The sequence below is a fragment of the Micromonospora sp. WMMD964 genome, from assembly GCF_029581455.1.
GTDB lineage: Bacteria > Actinomycetota > Actinomycetes > Mycobacteriales > Micromonosporaceae > Micromonospora.
In genome coordinates this window covers 2,876,106-2,902,894 of the sequence record NZ_CP120860.1, presented here as the reverse complement: position 1 = coordinate 2,902,894, position 26,789 = coordinate 2,876,106, and the positions used below count along the sequence as shown (strand labels likewise).

General features: G+C 71.4%; 22 protein-coding genes and 1 pseudogene. 10 read left to right on the top strand and 13 right to left on the bottom strand.

Annotation, left to right across the window (positions count from 1 at the left end):
• Positions 1–26: 26 nt before the first annotated feature.
• Positions 27–1,835, bottom strand: a complete 1,809-nt coding sequence (locus tag O7616_RS13510) for an FG-GAP-like repeat-containing protein (protein WP_282307097.1) — start codon at positions 1,833–1,835, stop codon at positions 27–29.
• 412 nt (positions 1,836–2,247) lie between these two features.
• Entirely contained in the window at positions 2,248–3,609 is a 1,362-nt protein-coding gene (locus tag O7616_RS13505; protein ID WP_282307096.1) for a cellulase family glycosylhydrolase, read from the bottom strand.
• A 376-nt stretch (positions 3,610–3,985) separates the two neighbouring features.
• On the opposite strand from O7616_RS13505, the gene O7616_RS13500 reads away from it, so the two are divergent.
• On the top strand, positions 3,986–4,948 hold the full coding sequence (locus O7616_RS13500) for a TIGR03557 family F420-dependent LLM class oxidoreductase (protein ID WP_282307095.1): 963 nt from the start codon (positions 3,986–3,988) through the stop codon (positions 4,946–4,948).
• 194 nt (positions 4,949–5,142) lie between these two features.
• On the opposite strand, the gene O7616_RS13495 is transcribed toward O7616_RS13500, so the two are convergent.
• The 9 genes from O7616_RS13495 to O7616_RS13455 form a co-directional block, all read right to left on the bottom strand.
• Positions 5,143–6,297: a hypothetical protein gene (locus O7616_RS13495; protein ID WP_282307094.1), complete on the bottom strand. Its 1,155-nt coding sequence runs from the start codon at positions 6,295–6,297 to the stop codon at positions 5,143–5,145.
• Between the two features lie 47 nt (positions 6,298–6,344).
• A complete protein-coding gene (locus tag O7616_RS13490; protein WP_282307093.1) occupies positions 6,345–7,145 on the bottom strand; it encodes an endonuclease/exonuclease/phosphatase family protein in 801 nt (266 codons plus the stop codon).
• 7 nt (positions 7,146–7,152) lie between these two features.
• Entirely contained in the window at positions 7,153–8,643 is a 1,491-nt protein-coding gene (locus O7616_RS13485) for a phosphatase PAP2 family protein (RefSeq protein ID WP_282307092.1), read from the bottom strand.
• A gap of 71 nt (positions 8,644–8,714) precedes the next feature.
• A complete protein-coding gene (locus tag O7616_RS13480; protein WP_282307091.1) occupies positions 8,715–9,716 on the bottom strand; it encodes a YihY/virulence factor BrkB family protein in 1,002 nt (333 codons plus the stop codon).
• Positions 9,709–10,713 (bottom strand): diacylglycerol kinase family protein, encoded by a 1,005-nt coding sequence (locus O7616_RS13475; RefSeq protein ID WP_282307090.1) that lies wholly within the window; start codon positions 10,711–10,713, stop codon positions 9,709–9,711. Before O7616_RS13475 ends, O7616_RS13480 begins: the two co-directional genes overlap by 8 nt.
• Before the next feature lie 94 nt (positions 10,714–10,807).
• Positions 10,808–11,386 carry a Clp protease N-terminal domain-containing protein gene (locus tag O7616_RS13470; protein ID WP_282307089.1) on the bottom strand — a complete coding sequence of 193 codons (579 nt, stop codon included), beginning with the start codon at positions 11,384–11,386 and terminating at the stop codon, positions 10,808–10,810.
• On the bottom strand, positions 11,386–11,622 hold the full coding sequence (locus O7616_RS13465; protein ID WP_007457155.1) for an HTH domain-containing protein: 237 nt from the start codon (positions 11,620–11,622) through the stop codon (positions 11,386–11,388). The genes O7616_RS13470 and O7616_RS13465 overlap by 1 nt, the downstream gene beginning before the upstream one ends.
• Positions 11,623–12,095: 473 nt before the next feature.
• Positions 12,096–12,563, bottom strand: a complete 468-nt coding sequence (locus tag O7616_RS13460; protein WP_282307088.1) for an SAM-dependent methyltransferase — start codon at positions 12,561–12,563, stop codon at positions 12,096–12,098.
• Positions 12,564–12,678: 115 nt separating this feature from the next.
• Entirely contained in the window at positions 12,679–13,056 is a 378-nt protein-coding gene (locus O7616_RS13455; protein ID WP_282307087.1) for a DUF4267 domain-containing protein, read from the bottom strand.
• A 100-nt stretch (positions 13,057–13,156) separates the two neighbouring features.
• Between O7616_RS13455 and O7616_RS13450 the strand changes: the two genes are divergently transcribed.
• Positions 13,157–13,771: a TetR/AcrR family transcriptional regulator gene (locus O7616_RS13450; protein ID WP_282307086.1), complete on the top strand. Its 615-nt coding sequence runs from the start codon at positions 13,157–13,159 to the stop codon at positions 13,769–13,771.
• 234 nt (positions 13,772–14,005) lie between these two features.
• Here O7616_RS13450 and O7616_RS13445 read toward each other — a convergent pair.
• Positions 14,006–14,460: pseudogene (locus O7616_RS13445) on the bottom strand (transposase); the annotation flags it as partial.
• Between the two features lie 329 nt (positions 14,461–14,789).
• Between O7616_RS13445 and O7616_RS13440 the strand changes: the two are divergent.
• The 7 genes from O7616_RS13440 (at position 14,790) to O7616_RS13410 (ending at position 23,131) form a co-directional block, all read left to right on the top strand.
• Entirely contained in the window at positions 14,790–15,332 is a 543-nt protein-coding gene (locus O7616_RS13440; RefSeq protein ID WP_282307085.1) for a PadR family transcriptional regulator, read from the top strand.
• Entirely contained in the window at positions 15,329–16,057 is a 729-nt protein-coding gene (locus O7616_RS13435; RefSeq protein WP_282307084.1) for an ABC transporter ATP-binding protein, read from the top strand. The genes O7616_RS13440 and O7616_RS13435 overlap by 4 nt, the downstream gene beginning before the upstream one ends.
• A 1-nt stretch (position 16,058) precedes the next feature.
• Positions 16,059–17,822, top strand: a complete 1,764-nt coding sequence (locus tag O7616_RS13430; RefSeq protein WP_282307083.1) for an FtsX-like permease family protein — start codon at positions 16,059–16,061, stop codon at positions 17,820–17,822.
• A 112-nt stretch (positions 17,823–17,934) separates the two neighbouring features.
• On the top strand, positions 17,935–18,819 hold the full coding sequence (locus tag O7616_RS13425; protein WP_282307082.1) for a DUF1963 domain-containing protein: 885 nt from the start codon (positions 17,935–17,937) through the stop codon (positions 18,817–18,819).
• A gap of 136 nt (positions 18,820–18,955) precedes the next feature.
• Complete coding sequence (locus O7616_RS13420) at positions 18,956–19,816, top strand: universal stress protein (protein ID WP_282261559.1); 861 nt, start codon at positions 18,956–18,958, stop codon at positions 19,814–19,816.
• 64 nt (positions 19,817–19,880) lie between these two features.
• Positions 19,881–22,274 carry a phosphoketolase family protein gene (locus tag O7616_RS13415; protein ID WP_282307081.1) on the top strand — a complete coding sequence of 798 codons (2,394 nt, stop codon included), beginning with the start codon at positions 19,881–19,883 and terminating at the stop codon, positions 22,272–22,274.
• 11 nt (positions 22,275–22,285) lie between these two features.
• On the top strand, positions 22,286–23,131 hold the full coding sequence (locus O7616_RS13410; RefSeq protein WP_282307080.1) for a universal stress protein: 846 nt from the start codon (positions 22,286–22,288) through the stop codon (positions 23,129–23,131).
• A 40-nt stretch (positions 23,132–23,171) separates the two neighbouring features.
• On the opposite strand, the gene O7616_RS13400 is transcribed toward O7616_RS13410, so the two are convergent.
• Positions 23,172–25,517 carry a heavy metal translocating P-type ATPase gene (locus O7616_RS13400; RefSeq protein ID WP_348773865.1) on the bottom strand — a complete coding sequence of 782 codons (2,346 nt, stop codon included), beginning with the start codon at positions 25,515–25,517 and terminating at the stop codon, positions 23,172–23,174.
• A gap of 233 nt (positions 25,518–25,750) precedes the next feature.
• Here O7616_RS13400 and O7616_RS13395 point away from each other — a divergent pair, with 233 nt between their 5' ends.
• Positions 25,751–26,761 carry a nitroreductase gene (locus tag O7616_RS13395; protein WP_282307079.1) on the top strand — a complete coding sequence of 337 codons (1,011 nt, stop codon included), beginning with the start codon at positions 25,751–25,753 and terminating at the stop codon, positions 26,759–26,761.
• Positions 26,762–26,789 lie beyond the last annotated feature (28 nt).

The following is a 26,789-nucleotide window of genomic DNA, read 5'->3' as shown; positions in this document are numbered from 1 at the left end:
GGACCCGTCGAACGTGCAGTAACGACCTACTCGCCGTCGAACCTCATGTTGGGCCACCAACCGAACGTCCGTGGCCGGTTCACCCACGACCCGAACGGCACGTTGAAGCCGCCACTCGTGGTCGAGGTGAAGGTGTTCATGCTCAGGCCGTCGTCGGCGTACACGTAGAGCACGGCCAGGTCGTCGCGCTTGTCGCCGTTGTAGTCACCGGCGGCCAACTTCATGCTGGCGAAGTGCCCGAAGCTGGTCGACGACCAGGATTGGGCGGGCGCGTTGAAGGTCCCGTCCGCCTTGGCCGTGAAGGTGTGCAGGCTGGTGCTGCTGGCACCGACGTACTTGAGGACGGCCACGTCATCGCGACCGTCGCCGTTGAAGTCACCGTCCATCACCTTCATAGCGGAGAGCGCGGCGAACGGCTTGTCCTTCGGGGTGGTCCAGGAGTTGTACGGGTTACCGAACCCGCCGTTGGCCAGACCCGGCCAGGTGATGATCGCCATGGCCACACTGTTCGTGGAGGGGTACTGGTAGAACAGCGAGGCGTCGGCCCGGCCGTCACCGTTGACGTCTCCGGCGAAGACGGACGTGCTGTTCCAGTTGCCGAACGTGGTCGCCTCCCACACCGTGCTCGGGGCGTTGAAGCCGCCGTCCGGTCGGGCGATCCAGTTGATCCAGGCCTCCTTGCCGTTGCCCAGCTCGTAGCCGTAGAAGGCGGTCAGGTCCGCACGGCCGTCGCCGTTGAAGTCGCCGGAGGCCATCTTCATGCTGGTGATGTGCCCCCAGCCGGCCGGGGCCGTCCAGGACCGCAGCGGTGCGCCGTACTTGCCGTCCGGCCCGGTGATGAAGGTGTCGAGGGCGAAGGTGCCGTCGGCAGCCGTCGACAACGCCGCCACGTCCTTGATGCCGTCGCCGTCGAAGTCGTCGTTGAACACCTTGACCCGGTCCCGGTTGTACCTGGTCTCGGTGCTCTTCCACGAGCCGATCGGGCTACCGAACCCGCCCGTCGAGGTCGCCGGGAACGTCATCGGGGCGCCCTGCCCCGGGTCGTACGTGTAGAAGAAGTTGACGTCCTCGTAGGTGTCGGTGGACACGCCCTGCGGCATGGTCGTGGCGAACCAGGACGCGAGGTCGTCGACCCGGGTGTCCACCGCGTCGCGGCGGGTCTCCGTCTCGGCGAGGCAGCCACCCTGCCACGAGCTGTAGTGCACGCCGACCAGCTGCGGCTTGCCGCTGACCATGCGCACGGTGGGGCCACCGAGGTCGCCCCGGCAGATGCCCGCCTGACCGCTACCCAGGATGTTCAGCGTGGACGACCCGACCGCCTGGACCCCGAAGGAGCCGCTGTGCAACTGGTCCGGAACCCAGGCGCTGGCGGTACGGCCGAAGCCGGCGCCGGTCAGCTGCTCGCCGACCGTCGGTGCGGCCCCGAGCGCCACCGGGGTCACGTCGACCCGCTCGGACAGCCGCACGAGGACCAGGTCGCGATCGGGGTGCGGCACGATCCGGAAGGCCGGAACGACAGCGCCGGTCGTGGCGGTGAGGGTGGGTCGCCCCACGGTGACAGTCGTCGGCTTGGTGGGCGTACCCGCGACCACGGCCTGCCCGTCGAAGCTGAAGCAGCTCTTGGCGGTGAGCACCCACCAGGCGTCGACCAACGAGCCGCTGCACGAGCGTTCGAGCGAGCCGACATCGACCTTGGCGACGAAACCGAACGACGCGTCGGTCACGGCAGTCCCGCCGGTGACAGCCTGGGCGGGTGAGGCGTTGAGGAACCCCGCCACCAGGGTTACCGCGAGCAAGCCCGCCTGGGCCGCTCGCCGTCGATAGGACGATGACACTAATGATCCTCTCTGGATCACAAGGCAGGGACGCTGCGCGGCACGCACCTGGGGCAACGTGCGTCGGAACACGGCGAGGACACGCCTCACCGCGCTCACCTGGCCGGCTGTCGAGCACGGCGCGCCGGCTCCGGGCGTGGTGAAGCGGGTCGTGCCCGTCGAATGCGGGCACGACTGTGCACAGTCGTACATGAAGGACCCCCGTGGCCCCTGCGGGCTGAACGGTTACCGGAAAGCAACCGCAGGCTCACCTTAGGGATCAATCAATTCCACCACCGCCCTTGTGGGATGTGTGGAATCCCACAACGACAACCCTTGCGGATGTTATCGACGATGGGCTATGTCGAGCGCAGGCGGCCGGGACCGCGGTGGCCGGGTTCGCGCGAACCCGGCCACCGTCACCTACCGTCGGTCAACCGGCGGTGCAGCTCAGCGCCGGTGGGGTGTTGCTGCCGGTCCAGCTGCCGATGAAGCCGAAGCCGGTGCTGGCACCGGCCGCCAGCCGACCGTTGTAGTCCGCGTTGCGTGCCGTCAGCGTGGTTCCACTGCTGGTCAGCGTCGCGTTCCAGGCCTGGGTGACGCTCTGGCCGTCGGCGAACGTCCACCGGACGGTCCAGCCCGTGATCGCGGCAGCGCCCGCGGTCACCCAGACCTCGCCCTGGAAGCCGCCCTGCCACTGGTTGGTGACCGTGTAGGTCGCCGTGCAGCCACCAGTGGGCGGAGGCGTGGTCGGCGGAGGCGTGGTCGGCGGAGGCGTCGTCGGCGGAGGCGTCGTCGGCGGTGGGGTTCCGCCGAAGACGCTCGCCTCGCGGGCGGTCTGCCGGATGCCGTTGGCGCCGTTGAAGAGCCGCTGACCCCAGGTGGTCAGGTCGGCCGGGTTGAAGGAGGTGGCCAGGTCGAGGTATTCGACGCCACCGCCGTTGCCGCTCCACGACCAGCCCAACCAGCCGATTCCGTTGGCCTGGCTGTACGCGAGGATGGTGTCCTCGTCCGGGTCCCCGTCGGAGTGGTTGAAGCCGAACTCACCGATCACGATGGGCAGCCCCGCCGAGCGGAACCGGCCCAGGTAGTCACTGATCTCGGCGGCGGTGTCGAACACCCCGTACATGTGGATCGAGAAGACGGTGTTGCGGGCCGGGTCCGCGGCGAAGACCGACGCGGCGTTGTCCCGCATGGTGAAGGACCAGTCCTGCCCCCAGTTCGGCGCGTCCACCATGATGGTGTGGGTCAGCCCTGCGGTACGCAGACGCTTGATCGCGTTGGCGCTGTCGGTGGCCCAGGACGCGTAGTTCTGGTTGCCGTACGGCTCGTTGCCGATGTTGACGATGACGTACCGCTCCTGGCCGACGAGGACGTCGGCGAGGCTGAGCCAGTAGTCGACCGCGCGGGCGAGGGTGATCGCGCCGCTCTGCTCCCCGTACCCGGTGGTGTCGTGCACCTCCAGCACACAGATCAGCCGGTTGGCCTTGCACAGTGAGATGACGTTCGCGACGTCGGCGTTGGTGTTGCGGGTCCACCGGTCACCGCTGGAGAGCACCACCCGCACGGTGTTCGCGCCGAGCGCTTTGACGTCGGCGAACGAGCTGGTCTGCTGTGGATACCAGGTGTGCGCGTGGTTGACACCGCGCATGACGAATTCGGTGCCGTTGGCGTCGTACAGCTTGCCGCCGGCGACGGAGAAGCCGGCGGCGGCGTGCGCCGGCTGACCGAACGCCAGCACGGCGACGAGCAACGCCAGCAGCGCCGCGCCGACCGCGGAGAGTCGAGTCTTCATGGCCTTCCTCAGGGAGGACCCCCGGTGCCCGACAGGGGTGGGACGAGACAGGGGAAGGCGGCTGCAGCCCGGCAGCCGCGCCCGACTCCCGGAGCGCAGGCATCAGCGTATGGCGATGGCTTGGACGTCGCAACCGGTTCAGTAGGAGGGCCCGAGGCCCGGACAGCCGCAACGGCCCACGCGGGCGCAGGCCGTTGCGGGGCGATCATCCCCACCACAGGATGTGCGCCACATCCGGCTCTTAACCGGTTAAGAGCGACGGTAGGCAGGTCGCCGCGATCCGTCAAGCATCACCGGAGCCGAACCGGACGGGAGGGTTGACCGCTGCCGACCTGGGTATCCCGGGAACGATCCGTCGGTGGGAAGGGGATACAGGATGGTCAGCGTCGGCTACACCCTGATGAGCGAGCAGGCCGGTCCCAAGCAACTGGTGGACCACGCCGTCCGAGCCGAAGCCGCCGGCTTCGACCAACTCGTGGTGTCCGACCACTACTACCCCTGGCTGGAATCCCAGGGTCACTCGCCGTACGCCTGGTCGGTGCTCGGCGCGGTCGCCCACGCGACCTCCCGCGCGCAGCTGATGTCGTTCGTGACCTGCCCGATCCGCCGCTACCACCCGGCCGTCGTCGCGCAGAAGGCCAGCACGATCGGGGCGCTCTCGGACGGCCGCTTCACGCTGGGTCTCGGGGCGGGCGAGAACCTGAACGAGCACGTGGTGGGCGGTTGGCCCCACGTGCAGCAGCGACACGAGATGTTCGAGGAGGCGCTGCAGATCATCCGGCCGCTGCTCAACGGCGAGACGCTGACGTTCTCCGGCAACCACTTCGACGTGCCCGACGCCTACGTCTGGGATCGGCCGGAGCGGCCGGTGCCGATGGCCGTCGCCGCGTCCGGTCGGCAGTCCGCGACGTTGGCCGCCGAGTACGGCAGCGGCCTCATCTCCACCGAACCCGACCGGCACATCATCGAGATGTACGACGATGCCGGCGGCGCCGGCCAGCCCCGCTACGGGCAGGTGGCCATCTGCTACGGGCCCGACGAGGCGGAGTGCCGCAAGATCGTGCACGACCAGTTCCGCTGGTTCGGCCTGGGGTGGAAGGTCAACGCCGACCTGCCCGGGCCGGAGTCGTTCGCCGCCGCCACCCAGTTCGTCAGGGAGGAGGACGTCGCCGAGGGCATCTCCTGCGGCCCGGACGTGGACGTGCATGTCGAGGCGTTCCGCAAGTTCGTCGACGCGGGCTTCACCCACGTGGCGATCATCCAGGTCGGCGGGGAGAGCCAGCCGATGTTCCTGGACTGGGCGCAGGATCACCTGCTGCCTCGGCTGCGCGAACTGTGAGCCACTCGTCGACGGGTCGCCCGCCCGGGCTCGGCGAACAGCCCGCACTCACGGACAGGTGAACCTCATGCGCTTCGGTAACACGGAGATCCGCCCGCTCGGTGGTGGCCTCGGCTGCCTCCTGATGATCCTCTTCTCGATCGTGGCCTCGGTGGTGCTGACCGTCCTGGTCAACCTGGTGCTGTAAGGCGCGGTCAGCGGCGCAGGCCCAGTGCGCTGAGCACCTCCCGGGAGGCCACCCGGGCCGGGTCGAGCACCGCGCGGCGGGTCCAGCGGGCCGCCGGCGTGACGGTGGCCCGCCAGACCGCGCGCAGGCCGCGCGCCACCGGCACCACCGTCACCGACCAGACCCAGCGGACGCCCACCAGCAGCGGACGCACGGTGTGCCGCCACAACCAGCGCAGCGCCAGCCCGATCGGACGCAGCAGCAGCCGGTAGACCATCCGCAGCACCCAGCCGGCGGTCCGCCACGCTGCGACCACCGCGGCGACGACCAGCCGGCCGAACCCCACGACCACCCAACGGATTCCGCGTGCCAGCCCGACGAGCGCGGCACCCATCGCCCCGACGAGCAGGCCGACGCCGCGCCACAGCAGCCGCCCGACGGGGGTGAGCGCCGCGCCGACCCATCGCAGCGGCCGCCGGACCAGGTGCTCGACGAGCTGGACCAGCGCGCGGCCCAGGGCCACGAGAGGCGGGCGCAGCCCGCTGCGGGCCAACCACACCAGCGGTGACCAGACCACCGTGCGGACCACCCAGGCGAGGGCGACCGCGAGCCACACCAGCGGTGACCACACCAGAGTGCGGGCCACCCACGCGACACCCCGGCCCAACCACACCAGCGGCAACCAGACGAGGGTACGGGCCACCCACGCGACACCCCGGCCCAACCACACCAGCGGCAACCAGACGAGGGTACGGGCGACCCACGCGGCGCCCCGCCCGAGCCACACGAGTGGCAGCCAGACGAGATTGCGCGCTGCCCAGGTCAACGGAAGCCAGAGCAGGGTGTGGGCGCACCAGACCAGCGGCCGCCAGAGCAGCCGGTGCAGGGCCCAGACCAGCGGGGCCAGCAGCCAGTCGCGCAGGAGCCGCCCAGCGGGGCTGAGCAGGTGTCGGTGCAGGAGCCGGCCGGTAGCGGCGATCAGCTCCCAGATCAGGCGTACCGGCAGCACGAAGACCAGCGCGACACCGCGCGCGAGGGCCGCGACGAGCGGGAACTCGACGGTGGCCGGCTCGGTCGTGGGTCCGGCTGACGGTGCTCGGGGTGCGAGCGTCACCGTCGGTGCGGCCGGACGATCGACCGGCGGCACGGGAAGCGGCGGCCGGATGGTGGGGCGGTCGGTCACGGTCGGCACGGTAGCCCGACCGCGCCATCTGCGGGGGCCCGCTCCGCTCACAGGTCGATGGTGGCCAGGAGTGGGTAGTGGTCGGAGGCGGTGTCGACCGTCGCGCCACGGACCACCCGGCAGTCGGGTACCCGCTCCGCCAGGGCACGGGTGCCGAGCAGATAGTCCAGGCGCATACCGGCGAACTCGGCCCCGCCCAACCGGGTGGGAACGGTGTGGCCGTCGGCCTCCGGCGCTCCGGCGTTGACGGCGGGCCACAGGTCGACCAGGTCGGCGGCGAGCAGCCGGGCGATCGCCCGGGTGTCCACCGCGCCGCCGCCCCGACGCAGGTGCCGCCGCCGGTAGAGCATGGGCATGCCGGCCAGGCGGGCGGTGTGGTCGCCTGTCGGGTCGAGCGAGTTGAGGTCACCGGTGAGCACTGTCAGCGGTGACCGGGCGCGTCGCATCGCGGCGACCAGCCAGTCGACCTCCATCCGCCGCCGCCCGCCGGAGTACGGATGGAGGTGGGTGCCGAAGACGGTCAACGGGCCGGCGGAGGTGTCGACGACGACGCGGGCGGCGGCGTGGTGGAAGGGTCGACGCAGGGGGCCCGCGTCGACGACCCGGTACGGCGGCCGGACCAGCACCGCGACCGGCTGCCCGAGGCAGGACCGGGCCAGGTGGGGTGTCATGCCCACCCGGCCCGCCACGTCCACCATCAGCCCGTGCCGGTCGAAGCCGCGCAGTTCCTGCAGGGCCAGCACGTCCGGTGCCTGCTCCTCGATGACCTGGACCACCCGGTCCAGCCGGTCGGGGTCGTCGCGGTCCCGACCGCCGGTGCGGATGTTCCAGGTCATCAGCCGCAGCACGGCGGGTTCAGTCCGCTCGGCCGGCCCGCGCCAGCTCGTCGTCGAGGGTGTCCACGTCCTCCGACTCGATGGTCGGCTGGTTGCCTTCCTTCAGGTCGGCGTTGGGGCGGATCACGAGGTAGAGCAGCCCGATCCAGAGCGCGGAGAGCAGGATCGCTCCCATGAAGTCGGTCGGGTGGTGCATCCCCCGGTACATCCGGGAGGTGGCGACACCGACCGGCATGAGCACCGCCAATCCCACGAAGATCCACCGCCACCACCGGTCGGTACGCGGGAACACGATGAGGGTGATCGCCAACCAGACGCAGATCGTGGCGGCGATGTGCCCGGACGGGAACGACGAGGTGGGCATCGGTCCGTCGAGGTTCTCCACCGCCGGGCGGGGCCGGTCGACCGCTCGGGCCGACGCGAGGAAGAGGGTCAGCTCGCCCACCATCGCCAGCGCCACGAACAGCACCGGCCGCCAGCGCCGCCACACCGCCAGCACCAGCGGACAGAACACCAGCGAGATCAGCAGGATCGCGTGAGTATCCCCGAACTTGCTCCACCACCAGCTCACCTCGGTCAACGTGTCGGTGTGCCGCTCGGCGAACCAGCGTGGCACGTCGGTGTCGAGGGTGTCGAAGAAGGTGCCCTTGGCGTAGTAGCTGACGTAGGTGCCGAAGGCGTACAACGCGCCGAACACGAGCACCCAGCCGACCAGCAGCTCGGCCACCGCGGAGCGGGGGTGGGCCAGCACGTGCTCCTCGGCCGGGGCGGGCGCGATGTCGTGCCCCGCCTCGGGCTCCAGGCCCTCGGTGAGCGGCGGCACCGGCCGCCCACGTTCGCGACGCCACAGCCGGAAGGCGTACGCGGTGACGCCCAGCCAGGCCGCGCCGAGCAGCCAGCCGCCCAGCACGTCCGACACGAAGTGCACGCCCAGCGCGATCCGGGTCAGGCCGATCAGTGCCACCAGCACGCCGACGCCGACGATCGCCGGCTTCCGCCAGCGGGGCGCCATCGCCGGCAGGAACACCAGCAGCAGCGCGCCGTAGGCGACGAAGGAGCCGAGCGCGTGCCCGCTCGGGAAGCTGTTGCCGGGGGCGCTGGCGATCGGCACGTCCAAGACCGGGCGGAGCCGGCCGACCAGCGTCTTCAGGGACGGGTCCAGGATCAGGCCACCGACCCCGGTGATGATCAGGTAGACGGCGAGCCGGGGTTGGCGCCGGATCAGGAGGCCGACCACGGCGATGGTGACCAACCAGATGAGGATCGGCCGACCGCCCAGGTCGGTCACCGCCTGGAGGACGGTGACGAGCGCGTGGTGCGGGGCGACGAGCCCGTTGAACCATTCGGCGGCGGCGTGGTCGGCGTCCTGCAGCGGGCTCCACCGCACGCGTACGAGCATCAACAGCAGCCCGAAAGCCACCCCGGCGCCGGTGACGGCCACCAGGCCGGCGATGCTCCGTTCGGCGAAGTGCCCGATCGGGCGCCGTGCCACCTCTTTGACCGCGGACACCCCGCACCTCCCTTGTCGGCTCTGGCGAGGCGCTTTACCCGATCCGTGTCACGCGTACACGCGGGGCGCCGCTACAGGGCTGTCATGTCCCCGGTGTCGAGCAGTTCGGCCCGGTCGCTGTCGGGCTCCCACAGGTCCGGTTGGGCCGGCTCCTGAACACCGATGCGCAGCGCCTCCAGCTGGGCGGCGAAGGCCAGCCCGCCGAAGAGCGCCATGCCGGTCAGGTTGGCCCAGAGCAGCAGCGCCATCATCCCGGTCAACGCGCCGTAGGTCTGCCCGAAGCCGTCGCTGAACTTGACGTACGCGGCGAGCAGCAGGCTGGCCAGCCACCACAGGGTGGTGGCGATACCGGCGCCGAAGAACAGCCAGGACAGGCCGGGCTGGTTGCGCCGGGGGGCGTGCCGGAACAGCACCGCGACGGCGAGGACGGTCAGCCCGAGGCTGAGGGGGAAGCGGATCACGTCCCAGATGACGTTGGCGAGCGCACCCCACTCGTAGTGCTGTCGCACCGAGCGGCCCATCGCGCCGCCGCCGACCAGGATCAGGAAGCCGGCGAGGGCGGGCAGACCGGCGGTGACGGCCAGCACGGCGGCGCGGAGATACTTGCGCAGCGCCGGGCGGTCCCGTTCGACGCCGTAGATGCGGTTGGCGCCCCGCTCGATCTGGGCCATCGTGGTGGTCAGCGCGAACAGGCCGGTGAGCAGACCGAGGGTGAGGGCCAGCTCCCCCGCGTCCTCGACGCGTTCGCCCTCGCCGAGCAGTTCACCGACGACCTGGTCGCTCTGACCGGGGGTGAGCGCCAGCACGGTGTCGGCGACGACCCGGCCGCCCTCCTCGACGCCCAGCTCGCTGATCAGCCCGGTGAGGGCGATCAGGAAGGGGACCACGGCGAGACAGAGTTGCAGTGCGAAGGCCCGGGAGTGGCTGAAGCCGTCGCCGTAGCGGAACCTGATGAACGCGTCGCGCAGCAGGTGCCAGCCGCCCTCCCGGCGCAGTGTGTGCCAGGCGTCGTCGGCGGACAGCTCCTCGTCGGCCATCAGCCGGGTCTCCGGCACGATCCGGGTGCTACTCACGGCGCGCTTCCTCGATCAGCTGCTCGCCCCGCTCTCCGGCGCCCTGCGCGTCGACGGCCAGGTCCGGGGCGTCCTCCGGCTGGGGGACGCAGAGCCAGAGCGCCTCCGGCCGGATCTCCGCCCGGAGCTGCCGACCCGGTGCGATGAGGTCACCGTCCAGTTCACGCGGTTGGGCCCGGTTGCTGGTGATCACCACGCGTCTGCCCCGGAAGACCTCCATCCGGGGCACCTCACCGCGGCGGCGGATCACCGCCCAGCCGAGCGCGAGCCAGTGCCGCAGGCTGTGCGGGGTGAGCACGGCGACGTCGAGCCAACCGTCGTCCGGCTCGGCCTCGGTGAGCAGGGTGACGCCGCCCTGGAGCCGCCCGACGTTGGCGATCAGGACCGAGCGGGCCCGACGGCGTACCGGAGGGCGGTCGTCGATGCGGATCTGCACCCGCATCGGCCGGTCCCGCAGGTGGCGGGCGGCGCCCATCACGTACGCGGGCCAGCCGATGCGTGCCTTGGTGGTCTCGTTGGTGGCTTCGAGCATCTGGGCGTCGAAGCCCATGCCCGCCATCACGGTGAAGTACTTGTCCTCGACGGCGCCCACGTCGAGCAGTCGCCGCCCGCGTTCGACGGCGACCTGCAGGCCGGCCGCCAGGTCGGTGGAGAGGCCCAGGTTGGCGGCGAGCAGGTTGCCGGTGCCCTGGGGCAGCACGGCCAGGGCCACGTCGGTGCCGACCAGCCCGCTGACGCAGGCCATCACGGTGCCGTCGCCGCCGCAGGCGAAGACCAGGTCGACGCCGTCCTTGACGGCCTGTTCGGTCTGGCCTCGGCCCGGGTCCTCGACCGTCGTCTCGTACCACTGCGGCTCGGGCCAGCCGGCGGCGGCGAGGGCGTCGTCCACGGTGCGGCGCAGCTCGTCGAGATCGTCGACCTTCGACGGGTTCACCACCACGGCGGAGCGCAGCCCGCCGTCGCCGCCCGAGGGCCGCCTGTCCTGTCCAGCATCCACGGGCGCCAGTGTGCAGCAACCGGACGGCTTCAGCGACCCGGCGGCCCGTCGGCGTCGGAAGCGCCACAGACAGGTTTCAACGCGGGCGCACCCGTCAGGCCGCCGCCCGGAGCGCGACCTCCACCCGACGGCGTAGGTCATCGAGGTCGACCCCGGACTCGGTGAGCACCAACGCGCCCAGCCCGTGCCCCTCGCGGAGCACCCCGAGCAGGATGTGCTCGGTGCCGATGTGCTTGTGCCGCAGGCGCAGCGCCTCCCGCAGGGACAGCTCCAGCGCCTTCTTGGACCGGGGCGAGAAGGGGCCGCCCAGATACCGCTTGCGCCGCCAGCGGCGGCGTGGCTGCGGCACGGCCTCGCGGAGGGCGTCCGGGCCGAAGGACTGCTCGATGCGGGCCACGATGGCGGCCAGGTCGATGCCGATCTCCCGCAGGGCGGCCGCGTCGGCGTCGCCGAGCCCGACGCCACCGCTGCCGGTGTGCCGGCGTACGCGTTCGCGCAGGTCATCGGCGCGTACACCGGCGTCGGCGAGCACCCGGCTGGCCAGGCCCGCGTCGTCGGCGAGCAGGGCGAGCAGCAGGTGCTCGGTGCCCACCGGCCGTTGGCCCTCGCTTCGTGCCTCCTCCAACGCCCGTCGTACCGTGTCGCGAGCCCGGTCGGTGAACCGTTCGAACATCACGCCTCCCAGGATGAGTTGACCGCCGGTCGCCCGGCGTGCTTCTTGTGCACCGCCTGCCGGCTGACCTCGAGCGCGTCGGCGATCTCCTGCCAGGACCAGCCCTGTCGACGGGCGTTGTCCACCTGGACCACCTCGAGCCGCTCGAGCAGCCGGCGGAGCGCGCGGACGGCGCGCAGCCCGACCCGGGGGTCGGTGCTGCCGGCTGCCGCCGCGAGTTCTGTCGCCTGACTCATGCCGTCAACATACGTTGACACGGCAAGCCGTGTCAACTGCGGTTGACGATCGGGTTCCACCCGCCGCACCCCGACCCGGTGGGTTCTCAGCGAAGCTGATCCGGTTCTCACCGGATCTGATCCGCACCTGATCCGATCTCACGGAACTGGATCCGAACCCGGCTGCGTGCCGCCGTCCGGGTCGTCGCTTGTCGGGGTACAGGCTGAAGTTTCGAGATCGATACGCCATCTCCAGAACTGATGGGTAGGTCAGGTCCGGGTTGAGCCGCCACGGACGTAACACTGAGTGATGAAGGCGCGCAGGCTGAGTGCGCGCTCACCACGGCATGGGAGTACGTCGGATCATGGTCGCTCGGCCGCCTCGGGATTCTCTTCGGAAAGCCGCTGACTCTCGTAGGGGCTGATGTGATGGTGTATGCGAGAGACCGATGCGTTGGTTGGGAGTCAGGTCGACCGTCTAGCCAGACCCCGCCTTACGGCTGGAAGTATTCCGACATCAGGCGGCTGACCCATTCCGGCTGCTTGACGTTCTCCGGTAGGAACTCCGCCATCACTGGCTTCAGGTCGACAACCGGGGTGCCGGAGACCGCGTCGAGGCCCACCACCGTCAGTTCGCGGCCGTGGACGGATTCGATGGCGCAGCACGTCACCCCGATGCGGTTCGGTCTGCGAGGGCCGCGGCCGGCGAACACGCCAACGGGCGGGAGGTCGCGACGGCCGCGGTTGGGGCGGGGCTCGCGGTAGTCGCCGTGTTCCGGGAACTGGTCGAAAATGAAGAGGACCTCCACGTGGGAGAAGCCCTCCAGGCCCTGGAGGCACGCATCGCCGAAGCGCTCGTCGACGGTGATCGTGCTGCGGACGGCGCCCCAGTTGTCCGTGTGTTGAACGTCCGTCCTCGCGTTCTGGACGGTACCGATCGGGGTGATTTCGAAGCTGAGCATGATTCCTTCTATGTCTTCTACGAGGGTTGGGCCATCAGCGCTGTCCTCGACCACGCCGTGACGAGCCGGGGAGGCCGCATCCGGAGGATCGGCAGTATTGCTGCGTGGCAATCGTTTACCCGACGAATAGGAGCACGCTGATCGCCAGCATCACCACGGCGGTGGCCCCGTGAATGCCGTAAACGGCTGCCTTGGGCCCGTTGCTGCGCCAGACGATCAGTGCGTCGCCGACGGGGATGCCGGCGGCGGCCAGCATGAACCAGCCCAGTAGGTGGGGTGTCGCTCCAGCCAGCAGGATGAGGATGAAGAGTCCCGAGGCTATGTCGCGCACGGCCTTGACGGATAGCCAGGCCTGGAAGTTGCGGTCGTCGGTCGGCGTGTCGGGGATGCCGAAGCCGGCGGCGGCCTGCGGTGCCCAGAAGGCGCGTGCGCCTATGAAGATGATGCCTGCGCCGATCAGTCCGGCAAGCACTTCGGCGACGCCAATGAGCATGGGTGCCCCCCCCCCTACATGAGGTTATCTAGCGGCGCTAGAACTTGTAGCGACGGTACACTACCAACGAAAGCATGTCTATCATTGCTAGAATCTCGCTATGTCCGCCATCAGCAAGCGCCGCGAACGTGAACGCGCCCACCGCCATCAGATGATCATTACCGCCGCCCGTGAACTCGCGGAGGCCGAAGGCTGGGAGGCCGTGACGACACGACGGCTAGCTGAACGGGTCGAGTACAGCCAGCCGGTGCTGTACAGCCATTTCAGCGGCAAGGACGCCATCGTGAGCGCTGTCGCCCTGGACGGATTCGGCGAACTCGCTGCGCACATGCGCCGCGCGCGGCAGGCACCTCCCGAACCCGGACAGACCCTGCGGGCCGTCTGCGACGCCTACCTGGAGTTCGCAACCGAGCGACCTGCCCTCTACCAGGCCATGTTCGTCCTGCCCACCGACCTGAAGTTCGCAAGCGCCGAGACGCCGGTTCCACTGCGGGCTTGTTTCGACGAGTTCGTCAACTGCTTCCACCCAGACAACAAGCGACGTGAACTATTCGCCGAAGTCCTCTGGAGCGCCCTGCACGGCATCGCCGTCCTGTCGGAAAGCGGCCGCATTCCCCCTGCCGGGCAGGAGGAACGAATTGACTTCCTCATCACCCAGATCGCGAACACCCCGATAAGACCGACCACGCCCAATGGATCTGAGCAGAGCCTCTGAGTGCACTCTCATCGGCGAGGGGAGGTAGTGTGTCGATTTCCGTGCTTGGGCCCGTGGTGTGATCGATGCTTTTAGATGGTGATCCGGTCGGCCGTAAGCGAGTATCAGGGCGTTGAGGGCCTTGGCCCATCCGTAGACCCGGCCGGTGACACTCCCGCCGCCCTTACGTTTCAGCTGGACGACGAGGTAGAGCACCTTCATCGCGGCCTGCTCGGTCGGGAAGTGCCCCCGTCGGCGGGCGGCCTGCCGGAACCGGGCGTTGAGGGACTCGATGATGTTGGTGGTGTAGAGGACCTCGCGAACCTCGTGGTCGTAGTCCAAGAAGGGCACGAACTGGGGCCAGGAGGTGCGCCAGAGCCGGATCACGGCCGGGTACTGGTCACCGAACTGCGTGGCGAACTCCTCGAACCGGGCTTCCGCAGCCGCGACGGTGGGGGCGGTGTAGATCTCCCGCAGCGCCGGGGTGATCTTCTGCCAGTCCTTGCGGTTGGTGTATCGCAGTGACGCCGCACGAGGTGCACGACGCACTGCTGGTGCACCGCCTGCGGCCAGACCTGCTCGATGGCGTCGGTCATGCCCCTGAGGCCGTCGGAGCAGACCATGAACACGTCCTCGACACCGTGGTTGCGCAGCTCGGTGAGGTAGCCGGCCCACTGCTCGGCGCCCTCCCCGCCGGTCCCGGCCCACATTCTTCATCACCAGCGCATCGATGAACACCACCGGGCAGATCCGGTCCAGGGGCCGCTGCCGCCAGGCTTCCATCTCCTCCAGGACGCTGTCGGTGACCCGGCTGCTGCGCGAACTCCACCTCCGCCGCCGTCGGCTGCGGAAGCTGAACCCCCTTCTTCTTGTCTGCCGTGACGTGGTCCTTCCCGGACAGGATCAACGTCCTGTCCAACGGACCACACCCAGGTCGAACACGGAAATCTACGCAGTCCCCCACCACACAAGACCCCTCACCTACTTGACAGCGCCATAGCTAACCGTTATCCATTAACGATCTAGACGAAGGACGTGCGTGGTGCAGGACGTGGTGCTGGCCATGCTGGCCAAGGAGCCGGCACACGGATACGAGCTGCGCAGCCGACTCCGTGCTGCGCTCGGCCCGCTGGGCGAGGCGATGAACGCCGGGCAGATCTACGTGACGCTGACCCGCCTGGGCAAGGCAGGGCTGGTGACCTCACAGCGGGCCGAGGGCCTGCCGGACCGGCCCGAACGCCGGGTGTACGCGCTGACCCCGACGGGGCAGCAGCGGGTCGCCACCTGGCTGGCCGAAGTGAACTGGCCGAAGCCGGACCTCGCGGAGTTCCACCTCAAGTTGGTGGCTGCCGCGACCGCCCGGCTGGCCGATCCGGTGGCGTTGGTCGACGCGCAGCGGCGTGAGGTGCTGCGCCGGCTGCGCGACGCCCAACGGGCAGCGTTGGACCGGTCGGTGGACCCGGTTGCCGGGCTGCTGCTGGAGGGTGTCGTGTTGCGGCTGCGGGCCGACCTGGCATGGCTGGAGGCGTGTGAACGCGTGTGGGCTGAAAGTGATCCGACCGGGCGGAAGGCGGGGGCGTGACCGGGACGACGGTGTTGCAGGCGCGCGGGCTGAGCATGTCGTACGGCGGCGAGCGCACGCTGGTCCGGGCGGTCGACGAGGTCGATCTGACCGTGCCGGCCGGACAGTCGCTGGCGGTGATGGGGCCCAGCGGCTGCGGCAAGTCCACCCTGCTGTACCTGCTCGGCGGGCTGCAACGCCCGACCGACGGGCAGGTGTGGCTCGCCGACCGTCGCATCGACACGATGAGCGAACGCGCCCTGGCCCGGTTGCGGCGTGACAACCTCGGGTTCGTCTTCCAGTCGTTCCAGCTCATGGACGAGCTCACCGCGGTGGAGAATGTGGAGCTGGCCGCGCTGCTGGCCGGCCGGTCGCCGGGGCGGGCCCGCAAGCGGGCGATGTACCTGCTGGACCGGGTGGGGCTGGCCGACCGCGCCAGGCACCTGCCCTCGGCGCTGTCCGGTGGGCAGCGCCAGCGGGTCGCCATCGCCCGTGCGTTGAGCAACGAGCCGCTGGTCGTGCTGGCTGACGAACCCACCGGCAATCTGGACAGCGCCGCCACCCTGGACGTGCTGCGGCTGTTCGAGGAGCTGCGCACCGCAGGACAGACCCTGGTCGTGGTCACCCATGACCCCCGCATCGCGGCGGTCGCCGACCGGGTGATCGCCATGCGGGACGGCGCGTTCGTCGACGACGAACGGCTTGCCGGCGCCGCCACCGGCACCCTCTACGACGGGCGACGCTGACATGGCCGGTCGCCTCCTGCTCGTCTGCCGGCTGCTGATGCGGGACCTGCGCCGCCGCCGAACCGAAACCATCCTGCTCCTGACCGCGATCACCGCGGCGACCGCCACCCTGACCATCGGCCTCACCCTCAACGAAGTCGCCGACCGGCCGTACCAGCAGACCCGGACCGCCACCGCCGGCCCAGACGTGATCGTGACACCCCGGGTCACCGGTCAGGCGGCACTGGACGAGCTCGCATCGCTGACCACCGGGGCCGGCGTCACCGATCACAGCGGCCCCTTCCCGATCGCCTACCTGACGATGACGGCCCGCGGCACGTCCGCGCACACCGTGGTAGCGGGCCGGGACACCACACCCGCGTCGCTCGACCGACCCGCCGTGACCGACGGCACCTGGGTACGCCCCGGCGGTGTGGTCGTCGAGCGCGCCTTCGCCGACGCCCTCGGCGTCCGCACCGGCGACACGGTCGACATCGGCGGCCATCCGTTGCGCGTGCTCGGGACCGCGGTCACCGCCGCGAGAGCGACGTACCCCTACGCCGGGTGGCACTACCCCGGCAGCGTCCTGGTCGAGCGGGGCGGCCTGGTCTGGGTAGACCGGAGCGACATCGCCACGCTGGCGGGCGGCCAGCCGCTGTCGTACACCCTCAACCTCAAACTCGCCGACCCGGCGGCCAGCAGCACGTACCGCATCGGCGACCAACTCACCACCTGGCAGGCGATCAGCTACCTCAACGGTCGGCTGTACAGCGACGCGCAGATCGCTCTGCTCGTCGGCAGCTGGCTGCTCAACGGCCTTGCGCTGGCCGGCGTCGCCGGCATCGTCGCGGGCCGGATCATCGGCCAGCGTCGCCGAGTGGGGCTACTCAAAGCCGTCGGCGCCGGACCGGCCATGATCGCCGTTGTCCACCTCGCCGAGTATCTGGCGATCGGGCTTGCCGCCGCGGCGACGGGCCTGATCACGGGCTGGCTCGCCGCACCCGCGCTGATCCGCCCCAGCGCCGGACTCATCGGCTCCGTCAACGCCCAGCCTCCCGCGCTGCGCATGGTGGTCGCCGTCACGGTCCTCGCCCTCGCGATCGCTGTGGCGGCGACTCTGGTGCCGGTGCTGCGCGCGGCCGCCACCAGCACCGTTCACGCGCTCGCTGACGCCGCAACGCCACCGCGTCGCCGGCGGTGGCGCATCTGGCTGTCGCGGCGGCTGCCCACCGCTCTGCTGATCGGGGTACGCATCAACGCGCGCCGGCCGCGTCGCGCCCGGCTGGTCACCGTCAACACCCTGATCACCACGACCACCCTCGTCGGCATCCTCATGGTCAACTCCCAGGCGGTGCGCTTCGACCTCGGCTACACCGAACTCGCCAATCCCCGGGTGGAACGGGGCGAGCAGGCCACGCTCGTACTGACCGTCGTGCTGTGCGTCCTCGCGCTCATCAACGCCGTCGTGAGCGCTTGGACCGCAGTCCTCGACGCCCGGCAACCACTGGCCGTCGCGCGGACGCTCGGTGCGACGCCCGCGCAGGCCGGTCTGGGCCTGGCGGTGGCGCAACTACTTCCCGCCATACCCGGCGTCGCCGTGGGGATCCCGGCCGGCGTCGGGCTTGTGACGTTCGTCAGCACCGGCGAGGTCCAGTACCCACCCCACTCCTCGCTGCTCGCCACCGCGCTCGGAGTCCTGCTCGCCATCGCCGCGTTCACCGCCATCCCAGCGATGGTCGCCACCCGGCGTCCGGTCGTGGACACACTCCGGTCCGCACCGACCTGACCGCCGGGGCAACCGATCCCACCCGCCACCGTGCGGCCCTCGACCTCCCGCTCGTGGAACGGGCCGTGGGGGCTCCCGGGCGTCGCTCACCCACGTGGCACCATGTTCCGCCATGGATCATGAGGGGCGGTTTCGTCGGGCGGCGCTCGCATTGGACATCCCGGACGACGAGGTCAGCCGGTTCATCCGGCACCTCCGTCTGTCGATCCGGTTGAGCGCAGGATCCAGCGGTGTTCCGGCCGGGCGGTTCGGCGGGTTGCCCCGGTTGCCGGTCGGCATGGACTGGCCGTCCGACGGGGTCAGGCCGTTGCCGTTCATCTTCTCGGTCGACTGCGCGGCGCTGCCGAGAGTCGACGGCCTCGGCCTGCCGGCAGACGGCTCGCTGCTGTTCTTCCTCGATCACGAGCAGGCCGCCGCCACCGGGGAGCGGAGGTACGGGCGCGTCGTGCGTGTGCCGGCCGGCACCGAGACCACGGTGCCGGCAGGATCCGCCGACCAGCCGTTCGTCGACGAGCAGTACGACGTCGGCGCGACGCTGCGCGCGGAACTCCCCGACTGGTTCGGGGCGGACGAGGAGGAGGACGAGGACGAGGACGACCTGTCGCCCTTCCAGCAACAGTTGGCTCGTGACCTTGAGCGGGACCTGCCGCACCGTGATGAACTCCGTGCTCTGGCCAACGATCTCTGGCCGCCTGACGACGGGTACGCCAGCGCCTACGTCGGCGGGTACGCCGACCCGGAGGTGATCAAGAGTTTCGCGGAGCAGACCCTCGCGTGGCGCGAGAAGACCGGCGAGATCGTCGTCCCGGTCGCGAAATGGTATTCCCATGTGGAGCGGGAAACCCACCGGCTGACGGCCGAGTGGATGTCGCTCGCCCGTTTTCCGGTAGCCGGCGACCTCTATTACCGAAGCGTCGGGAGTTTCGTGATCCGTCACGACGACCTGGCCGCCGGCCGGCTGGACGAGGCGCTCTCCATGGCTGAATTGATCCCGTAGCACACCGGCGACCCCAGCCCCGGCCAGAGCGGAGAACCCACAAACTCACAATCGACCCACAGCCGCGACCATCCGACTACCCTCGGTGAGGGACAGCGCGGTCGTGCCGGGCGCGACGCCCGGGAGGTGATAGCGGATGGCCGTACCCGCCGACGCGGCGGTGCTGGTCGGCCTCGGGTCGACCCTCGACCTCCCGGTCGTCGAACAGGCCGCGCAGGAGGCCGCCGGCCACCGCCGGGCACTGCACCTGCTGCACACGTTCGACTGGCAGGCGGCCTTCGCCGCGGACACCGTCGCCGCACCCCGCGACGAGGCCGAGAAGCTGATCACCACGGCGGCCCAACTCGCGCACCAGACCGAGCCGGAGCTGACCGTCCGCAGCGAGATCGTCGAGAGCGCCATGCTGCCGACCCTGATCCGCCGGTCGGAGACGGCCTTCCTGCTGGCCGTCGGCGACAGCGGGATGGCGGGCAGCGGTCAGTGCGTACCGGCCGAGACCCCGGCCGTGCAGTTGGCCGCCCGGGCCGGCTGCCCCCTGCTCGTGGTACGTCGCGAGCCGCCGCCGCAGGGCCCGGTGCTGGTCGGGGTGGACGGCTCACCCAGCTCACACCTCGCGCTGCAGTGGGCCCTGCAGTGCGCGGCCCGCCGGGACGGCCGGCTGTTGGCGCTGCGGGCGGTGGAGTACGACGAGGACACCGACGCGGTCGCCGAGCAGCTCAACGAGGCGTTGACCCAGCACGTCGGCAGCAACGGCGCGGTGCCCGTCGAGTGCCGTGTCGTGCGAGGTGACCCCGCCGAGGTGCTGATCGACGCGTCCCGCTCGGCGCAGGTGGTGCTCGTCGCCGCCCGTGGTGACGAACCGGGCCGAGCCATGTTGGGTGCGGTCGCCCAGTCCCTGCTCTACCACTCACCGGCCCCGGTCGTCGTCGTCCGTGGCCTGGCCGAGAAGCCGCTGACCGGGCCCGACGCCCATCCGACGCGGGACCAACGGCCCTGACCCCGGGGCATCCGCAGCAGCGAGGCTGAAGCCCGGAGGCCCCCTACCCGCGAGAGGCAGCACCATGGACACCGCTCTCGACACCCACAGCGTTCTGACCGACGAGGAACTTCACCGGCTGGACGCCTACTGGCGAGCCGCGAACTACCTCACCGTCGGGCAGATCTACCTGCTCGACAACCCGCTGCTGCGCGACCCGCTGACCGCCGACGACATCAAGCCCCGGCTGCTCGGGCACTGGGGCACCAGCCCCGGGCTCAACCTGATCTACGCCCACCTCAACCGGGTGATCGTGGCCCGCGACCTCAACGCCATGCTGGTCACCGGCCCCGGCCACGGCGGCCCGGCGATCGTGGCCAACACCTGGTTGGAGGGCACCTGGTCGGAGCGCTACCACGACGTGGCACGCGACGAGGCCGGGATGTCCCGGCTGTTCCGCCAGTTCTCCTTCCCGGGCGGCATCCCCAGCCACGTCGCGGCGGACGTGCCGGGTTCGATCCACGAGGGCGGCGAACTGGGGTACGCGCTGAGCCACGCCTACGGCGCCGCGTTCGACCACCCGGACCTGGTGGTGGCCTGCGTGATCGGCGACGGGGAGGCGGAGACCGGCCCGCTGGCCGGCAGTTGGCTGTCCAACGTCTTCCTCAACCCGGCGCGCGACGGCGCGGTGCTGCCCATCCTGCACCTCAACGGTTACAAGATCGCCAACCCGACCGTGCTGTCCCGGATCCCCGAGGCCGACCTGCTCGACCTCCTGCGCGGGTCGGGCTACCAGCCGTACGTGGTGGCCGGTGACGACCCCGCCCAGGTGCACCGCGCCCTCGCCGCGACGATGGACCGCGCCCTGGACGAGATCGCCGAGATCCAGCGGCGGGCCCGCTCCCAGGGCGTCGTCGAACGTCCCCGCTGGCCGATGATCGTCCTGCGGACGCCGAAGGGCTGGACCGGCCCCCGCGAGGTCGACGGCGCCCAGGTCGAAGGCACCTTCCACGCCCACCAGGTGCCGCTGGCGGGGGTCCGTGACAACCCCGCCCACCTGGCCGAGTTGGAGCGGTGGCTGCGCAGCTACCGGCCGGAGGAGTTGTTCGACGCGACCGGCGCGCCGGTCGACGAGCTGCGGACCCTGCCGCCGCGCGGGGATCGGCGGATGAGCGCCAATCCGGTCACCAACGGCGGCGTGGTGCTGCGCGACCTGACCCTGCCGGACTTCCGCGACTACGCCGTGGAGGTCCCCGAGCCGGGTCGACCGATGGCCGGCGCGACAGGTGCGCTCGGGCCGTGGATCCGGGACGTCATCGGCGCCAACCCGCAGACGTTCCGGCTGTTCGGCCCGGACGAGGTCGCGTCCAACCGGCTGGGTGCCGCGTTCGAGGTGACCGACCGCGCGTGGATGGCCGCCACGGTGCCCGGCGACGACCACCTCTCCCCCGACGGCCGGGTCATGGAGGTGCTCTCCGAGCACCTGTGCCAGGGCTGGTTGGAGGGCTACCTGCTCACCGGCCGGCACGGCGTGTTCACCAGCTACGAGGCGTTCATCCACATCGTCGACTCGATGCTCAACCAGCACGCCAAGTGGCTGAAGGTGACCCGGGCCATCCCCTGGCGGCAGCCGCTCGCCTCGCTGAACTACCTGCTGTCCAGCCACGTGTGGCGGCAGGACCACAACGGCTTCTCCCACCAGGACCCGGGTTTCATCGACCACGTGGTCAACAAGAAGGCCGAAGTGGTACGCGTCTACCTGCCGCCGGACGCCAACACCCTGCTCGCCACGATGGACCACTGCCTCCGCAGCCGGCACTACATCAACGTGGTGGTGGCCGGTAAGCAGGCCGCCCCGAACTGGTTGACGATGACCGAGGCGATCCAGCACACCCGACGCGGCCTCGGCATCTGGGAGTGGGCCAGCAACGACGGCGGCAGCGAGCCGGACGTGGTGCTCGCCTGCTGCGGGGACGTGCCCACCCTGGAGACGTTGGCCGCCGTCGAGCTGCTGCGCCGGCACCTCCCGGAGTTGAAGGTGCGACTGGTCAACGTGGTCGACCTGATGCGGCTCCAGCCGGACACCGAGCACCCGCACGGCCTGACCGACAAGGAGTTCGACACCATCTTCACCGCGGACCGGCCGGTCATCTTCGCGTACCACGGCTATCCGTGGCTGATCCACCGGCTCACCTACCGCCGCACCAACCACGAGAACCTGCACGTGCGCGGCTACAAGGAGGAAGGCACCACCACCACCCCGTTCGACATGGTGATGCTCAACGACCTGGACCGCTTCCACCTGGTCATCGACGTCATCGACCGGGTGCCCGGCCTGGCCGCCCGCGCCGCCCACCTGCGCCAGCAGATGGTCGACGCCCGGCAGGCGGCCCGCGACTACACCCGCCGGTACGGCGAGGACGACCCCCAGGTCGCCGAGTGGCGTTGGGTCCGCGAAACCGACCCCACCAACCCCTGAAGGAGGACGACGTGCGCGACGCGGAGATCCTGGTCGGCTACGACGGCTCCACCGACGCGTCGGTGGCCCTCGACTGGGCGCTGGAGGAGGCTCGGCACAGCGGCCAACCGGTGCGGTTGGCGTACGTCTTCGAGTGGCTGACGGTCGCCGGCTGGGTCGGACCGGGCGTGGCACCCGGGGTGTGGCCGGACGACACCGCCCGCCGGCAGGTCGACGACCTGGTCCGCGGCGCGGCGGCGGACGCCTCCGCCGCGAACCCCGGTCTGACGGTCACCGGCGAGGTCTACGACGGGCCGCCGGCCCTGGTGTTGCAGGAACGCTCGGCGGAGGCGGGCCTGTTGGTGCTCGGCAGCCGGGGGCACGGCGGGTTCGGTGGTCTGCTGGCCGGGTCGACGGCGGTGTCGGTGGCCGCGCACGCGCACTGCCCGGTCGTGGTGGTCCGCGACGGGACGACCGGCGGGCCGGACGGCCCGGTGGCGGTCGGCGTGGACGGCTCGGACCCGTCACTGGTGGCGCTCGGCTTCGCCGCCGAACGTGCCGCCCGACGGCAGGTGCCCCTGCGCGTCCTGCACGCCTGGACACCGGGCCCCGGCGGGGCGGCCGGCGTGCCCGACGAGCGGGCGTCGGTCGAGGCGGCGTTGGAGCCGTGGCGACGGACGTTCCCCACGCTGGACATCACCGTCGACCTCGTCGCGGGCAGCCCGGCGGCGACGCTGATCGAGGCGAGCCGCGACGCGCGGCTGGTGGTGGTCGGCAGCCGGGGCCGGGGCGGGTTGGCCGGGATGCTGCTCGGCTCGGTGAGCCAGCAACTGATCCAGCACTCGCACTGCCCGGTCGCGGTGGTCCGGGAACGCTGACGTACACCCGGGGTCGCCCGCGTCGAGCGCGGCCCCGGGGTCAGCGCCGCTCGGGCGCCGGCTCGCCCGGGTCGAGGGTGAAGAACTCCTCCTCTTCCTGCGCCAGGTGCAGGCGCAGCACGGCGTCCAGCCCGTAGAGGCTCGCAAGCAGGTCAGGGACCTGGTCCGGGCGCAGCCGACCATCGTCGGTCTGCCGCAGATGGACGCCGAGCAGGTCGACCTGGCGGCGGATCTCCACGTGCGCGCGGCTCATCGTGGAGGTCGCCTCGCCGCTGCCCAACGGCTCGGCCAGCGCGGGATAGAGCTGCCGCTCCTCGGCCGCCTCGTGCGGCAGCACCTGCTCGGTCAGCCGGCGGTGCGTCTCGCGTACCGCCGGCAGGCACCTCGGCGAGGCCGGGTCGGTGGCGACCAGGTCGGCGGTGTCGCGCAGCCCGGCCAGCACCACACGTACCGCCCGGTGTTCCTCGGCGGCACGGGCGAGCAGTTCCCGGGTACGCGGTGCGACCTCGCGGCGACGCAGTCCACCCCGCAGGGCCCGCAACGCGTTGAGGATGACCAGCACGTCGATGCCCTCCTGGAGGAACGCGCCGACCACCGGGGGGAGCCGCCCGGCCGCCGCGGCGAGCATCGCCAGCACGGCCAGTCCCATCCCGACGACGGCGCTCTGCACGGCGATCCGGCGGGCGTACCGGGCGATCTCCACGGCGTCGGCGAGCCGGTCCAACCGGTCCACGGTGAGCACCGCGTCCGCCACGTCCGCCGAGGCGGTCGCCCCGGTGGCACCCATCGCCACACCCACGTGCGCCTCGGCCAGCGCCGGTGCGTCGTTCACCCCGTCGCCGACCATCACGGTGACCGCCCGGTCGGCCTCCTGCCGAACCCGGGCCACCTTCTCCCGCGGTGTGCAGCGGGCCAGCACGTCGTCCACGCCGACGGTCGTGGCGACCTGCGCGGCGGTCGCCGGACGGTCCCCGGTGACCAGCACGATCCGCCGCAGCCCCGCCGCGCGCAGCCGGCGCACGGTCCGGCGGGCGTCGGGGCGTACCGGGTCCTCCAGCAGGATCGCGCCGAGCACCCCGCCGTCGTCACTGACCCACACCGCCGACCAGCCGGCCAGCTCGGTGCGGGCCCGCGCCCGGTTCGCCCACTCCGGCAGCTCACCCGTGAACTGACCGACACGGACCAACCGGCCGTCGACCCGGCCGCTGACCCCTCGGCCCGGTTCCTCGGTCACGTCGGTCGGCGCGGTCAGCGCCAGCCCGCGCTCCCGGGCCTGCCGGACCAGCGCGGCGGCCAGCACGTGCGGGGAGAGCTGTTCCACCGATGCCGCCAGGCGCAGCACCTCGTCCCGGTCACCGCCGGGGGCGACGACCGTCTCGGCGGCCCGCGGGTGGCCGGCGGTGAGCGTGCCGGTCTTGTCCACCAGCAGGGTACGGGCCCGGCCGAGCAGTTCCAGCGAACCGCCGTCGCGCACCAGCACACCACGCCGGGCCACCCGGGACAGCCCGGAGACGATGGCGATCGGGGTGGCCAGCAGCAGCGGGCAGGGGGTGGCCACCACCAGCACCGCGACCGCCCGGACCACGTCACCGGAGAGCAGCCACGCCAGCCCGGCCAGGACCAGTGTGAAGGGCACGAACGCGGCGGCGTACCGGTCGGCCAACCGGACCATCGGGGCCTTGTGCGCGGTCGCCTCCTCGGCCAGCCGGACGATCCCCGCGTACGTGCTCTGCGCCGCGTTACGCGTCGCCCGCATCGCGAACGCGGCCCCCGCGTTCACCACGCCGCTGGCCACCGCCTCCCCGACCGCCCGCTGGACCAGCCGCGACTCGCCGGTCACCACCGACTCGTCCAGGGTGGCCGCCTCGTCGATGGTCCCGTCGACCGGCACCACGTCGCCGGGCCCCACGAGCAGTCGGTCCGCCGCCTCCACCCGATCCAGCGGCACCACCTCGAGCGCACCTTCCGGCCCTCGTCGGCGGGCGGTCCGCGGAGCCCGGGCCAGCAGGGCCCGCAGGTCCCGGGTGGCGCGGCGCTGCGCGTACGCCTCCAGCGACCGTCCGGTCGCCAGCATCACCGCGATCACCGCCCCGGCCAGGTACTCCCCCACCACGAGCGCGCCGGCCAGGGCCAGCACGGCGATCACGTCGACGCCGAAGCGCCGGTGCCACAACGAGCGCAGCATCGACCACGCGGCGGGAAGCAGCGCGGCCACCGTGACGGCCGCCCAGATCACCTCGGCCGCGTCCCGCTGCCCGGCGAGCCGCAGCGCGGCACCGACGAACACCCCGACGCCGAGCCCGACGAGCGGCGTCCACGCCCACCACCGCCGGACGCGGCTGCGCGCCGGCTGCTGGTGGACGCACTCGGTAGCCTCCGCTGCCACCTGCGCATCGTCGCAGCCCACAGTGTCGCACCGACCCCACACCGCCCGATCCACCCGCCCTGGTGGCCCGGCCGGCTGGGCCGGGTGGGGCGCGGCCGGGCGGTCGCCGACGTGGGCCGGCCCGAGTGGGCGGGACGACCCGGTACGGCGGGACCTACGGCCCCTGTGTCGGCAGGCCCGACGCGCCAGGATGGAACGGCAACCCACCGCGCGGCGCCGCATCGTGAGGCACGATGAGCAGAGACGGAAAGGTCGTGACCATGAGTCAGGAGAGCCAGCCGGCCACCGCGCTGGCGGAGGCCGCCGCCACCGCCGGCCACGCCCCCTCGGTGCACAACACCCAGCCGTGGCGCTGGCGGGTGCTGCCCGACGCGCTGGAACTCCGCTCCGTCGCCGACCGGCAACTCGCCGCCTCCGATCCGGAGGGCCGGCTGCTCGCGATCAGCTGCGGCGCCGCCCTGCACCACGCCCGGGTGGCGCTGGCCGCGCAGGGATGGCGCGCGGTGGTGGAACGGCGGCCCGACCCGCGCGACAGTGAGCTGGTGGCCCGGCTGACCGACCCCGACCGCGTCCCGGCCGACCCGGACGCCATGCGCCTCGTGCAGTGCATGCAGGTGCGCCACACCGACCGGCGGCCGGTCAGCGACGAGCCCGTCCCGACCACCGCGCTGGAGCAGATCACCCGCGCGGTGACCGACGAGGGCGGCCGGTTGCAGATCCTCGACCGCGACCAGGTGCTGGAGTTGGCCGCCGCCGCCGGGCAGGCCCACGCGGTCGAGGCGGAGGATCCGGAGTTACGCGCCGAACTGGCGTACTGGACCAACCGGGCCGGGGCCGGCACCGGGCTGACCGCGGAGGTGCTGCCCGAGCAGCCGCCGCAGACCACAGTGCCGGGCCGGGACTTCGGCCGCCCCGGCAGCCTGCCCATCGGTCCCGGCCACGACCAGGCGGCGGTGTACGCGATGCTGCACGGCGACGAGGACGTACCGGACGGGTGGCTGCGCGCGGGTGAGTCGCTCTCCGCCGGATGGCTCACCGCCACCCGGCTCGGCGTGTCGGTGGTGCCGCTCAGCGCCGTGGTGGAGGTGCCGGGCACCCGGCAGACCCTGCGGCAACTGCTCTCCGGGATCGGCTTCCCGTACCTGGTGATCCGGTTGGGCATCGCGGACCCGGCACACGCGGGACCACCGCACACGCCACGCCTGACCACCGCGCAGGTGGTCGACACGTCCGCCGTCCGCTGACCGGACCCGGCCACGAGGGCACCGGCGC

Coding starts and splice junctions, on each gene's coding strand:
- O7616_RS13505 (WP_282307096.1), bottom strand. CDS start 3,609: ATGAAGACTCGACTCTCCGCGGTCGGCGCGGCGCTGCTGGCGTTGCTC.
- O7616_RS13500 (WP_282307095.1), top strand. CDS start 3,986: ATGGTCAGCGTCGGCTACACCCTGATGAGCGAGCAGGCCGGTCCCAAG.
- O7616_RS13470 (WP_282307089.1), bottom strand. CDS start 11,386: ATGTTCGAACGGTTCACCGACCGGGCTCGCGACACGGTACGACGGGCG.
- O7616_RS13465 (WP_007457155.1), bottom strand. CDS start 11,622: ATGAGTCAGGCGACAGAACTCGCGGCGGCAGCCGGCAGCACCGACCCC.
- O7616_RS13460 (WP_282307088.1), bottom strand. CDS start 12,563: ATGCTCAGCTTCGAAATCACCCCGATCGGTACCGTCCAGAACGCGAGG.
- O7616_RS13455 (WP_282307087.1), bottom strand. CDS start 13,056: ATGCTCATTGGCGTCGCCGAAGTGCTTGCCGGACTGATCGGCGCAGGC.
- O7616_RS13450 (WP_282307086.1), top strand. CDS start 13,157: ATGTCCGCCATCAGCAAGCGCCGCGAACGTGAACGCGCCCACCGCCAT.
- O7616_RS13430 (WP_282307083.1), top strand. CDS start 16,059: ATGGCCGGTCGCCTCCTGCTCGTCTGCCGGCTGCTGATGCGGGACCTG.
- O7616_RS13425 (WP_282307082.1), top strand. CDS start 17,935: ATGGATCATGAGGGGCGGTTTCGTCGGGCGGCGCTCGCATTGGACATC.
- O7616_RS13420 (WP_282261559.1), top strand. CDS start 18,956: ATGGCCGTACCCGCCGACGCGGCGGTGCTGGTCGGCCTCGGGTCGACC.
- O7616_RS13415 (WP_282307081.1), top strand. CDS start 19,881: ATGGACACCGCTCTCGACACCCACAGCGTTCTGACCGACGAGGAACTT.
- O7616_RS13395 (WP_282307079.1), top strand. CDS start 25,751: ATGAGCAGAGACGGAAAGGTCGTGACCATGAGTCAGGAGAGCCAGCCG.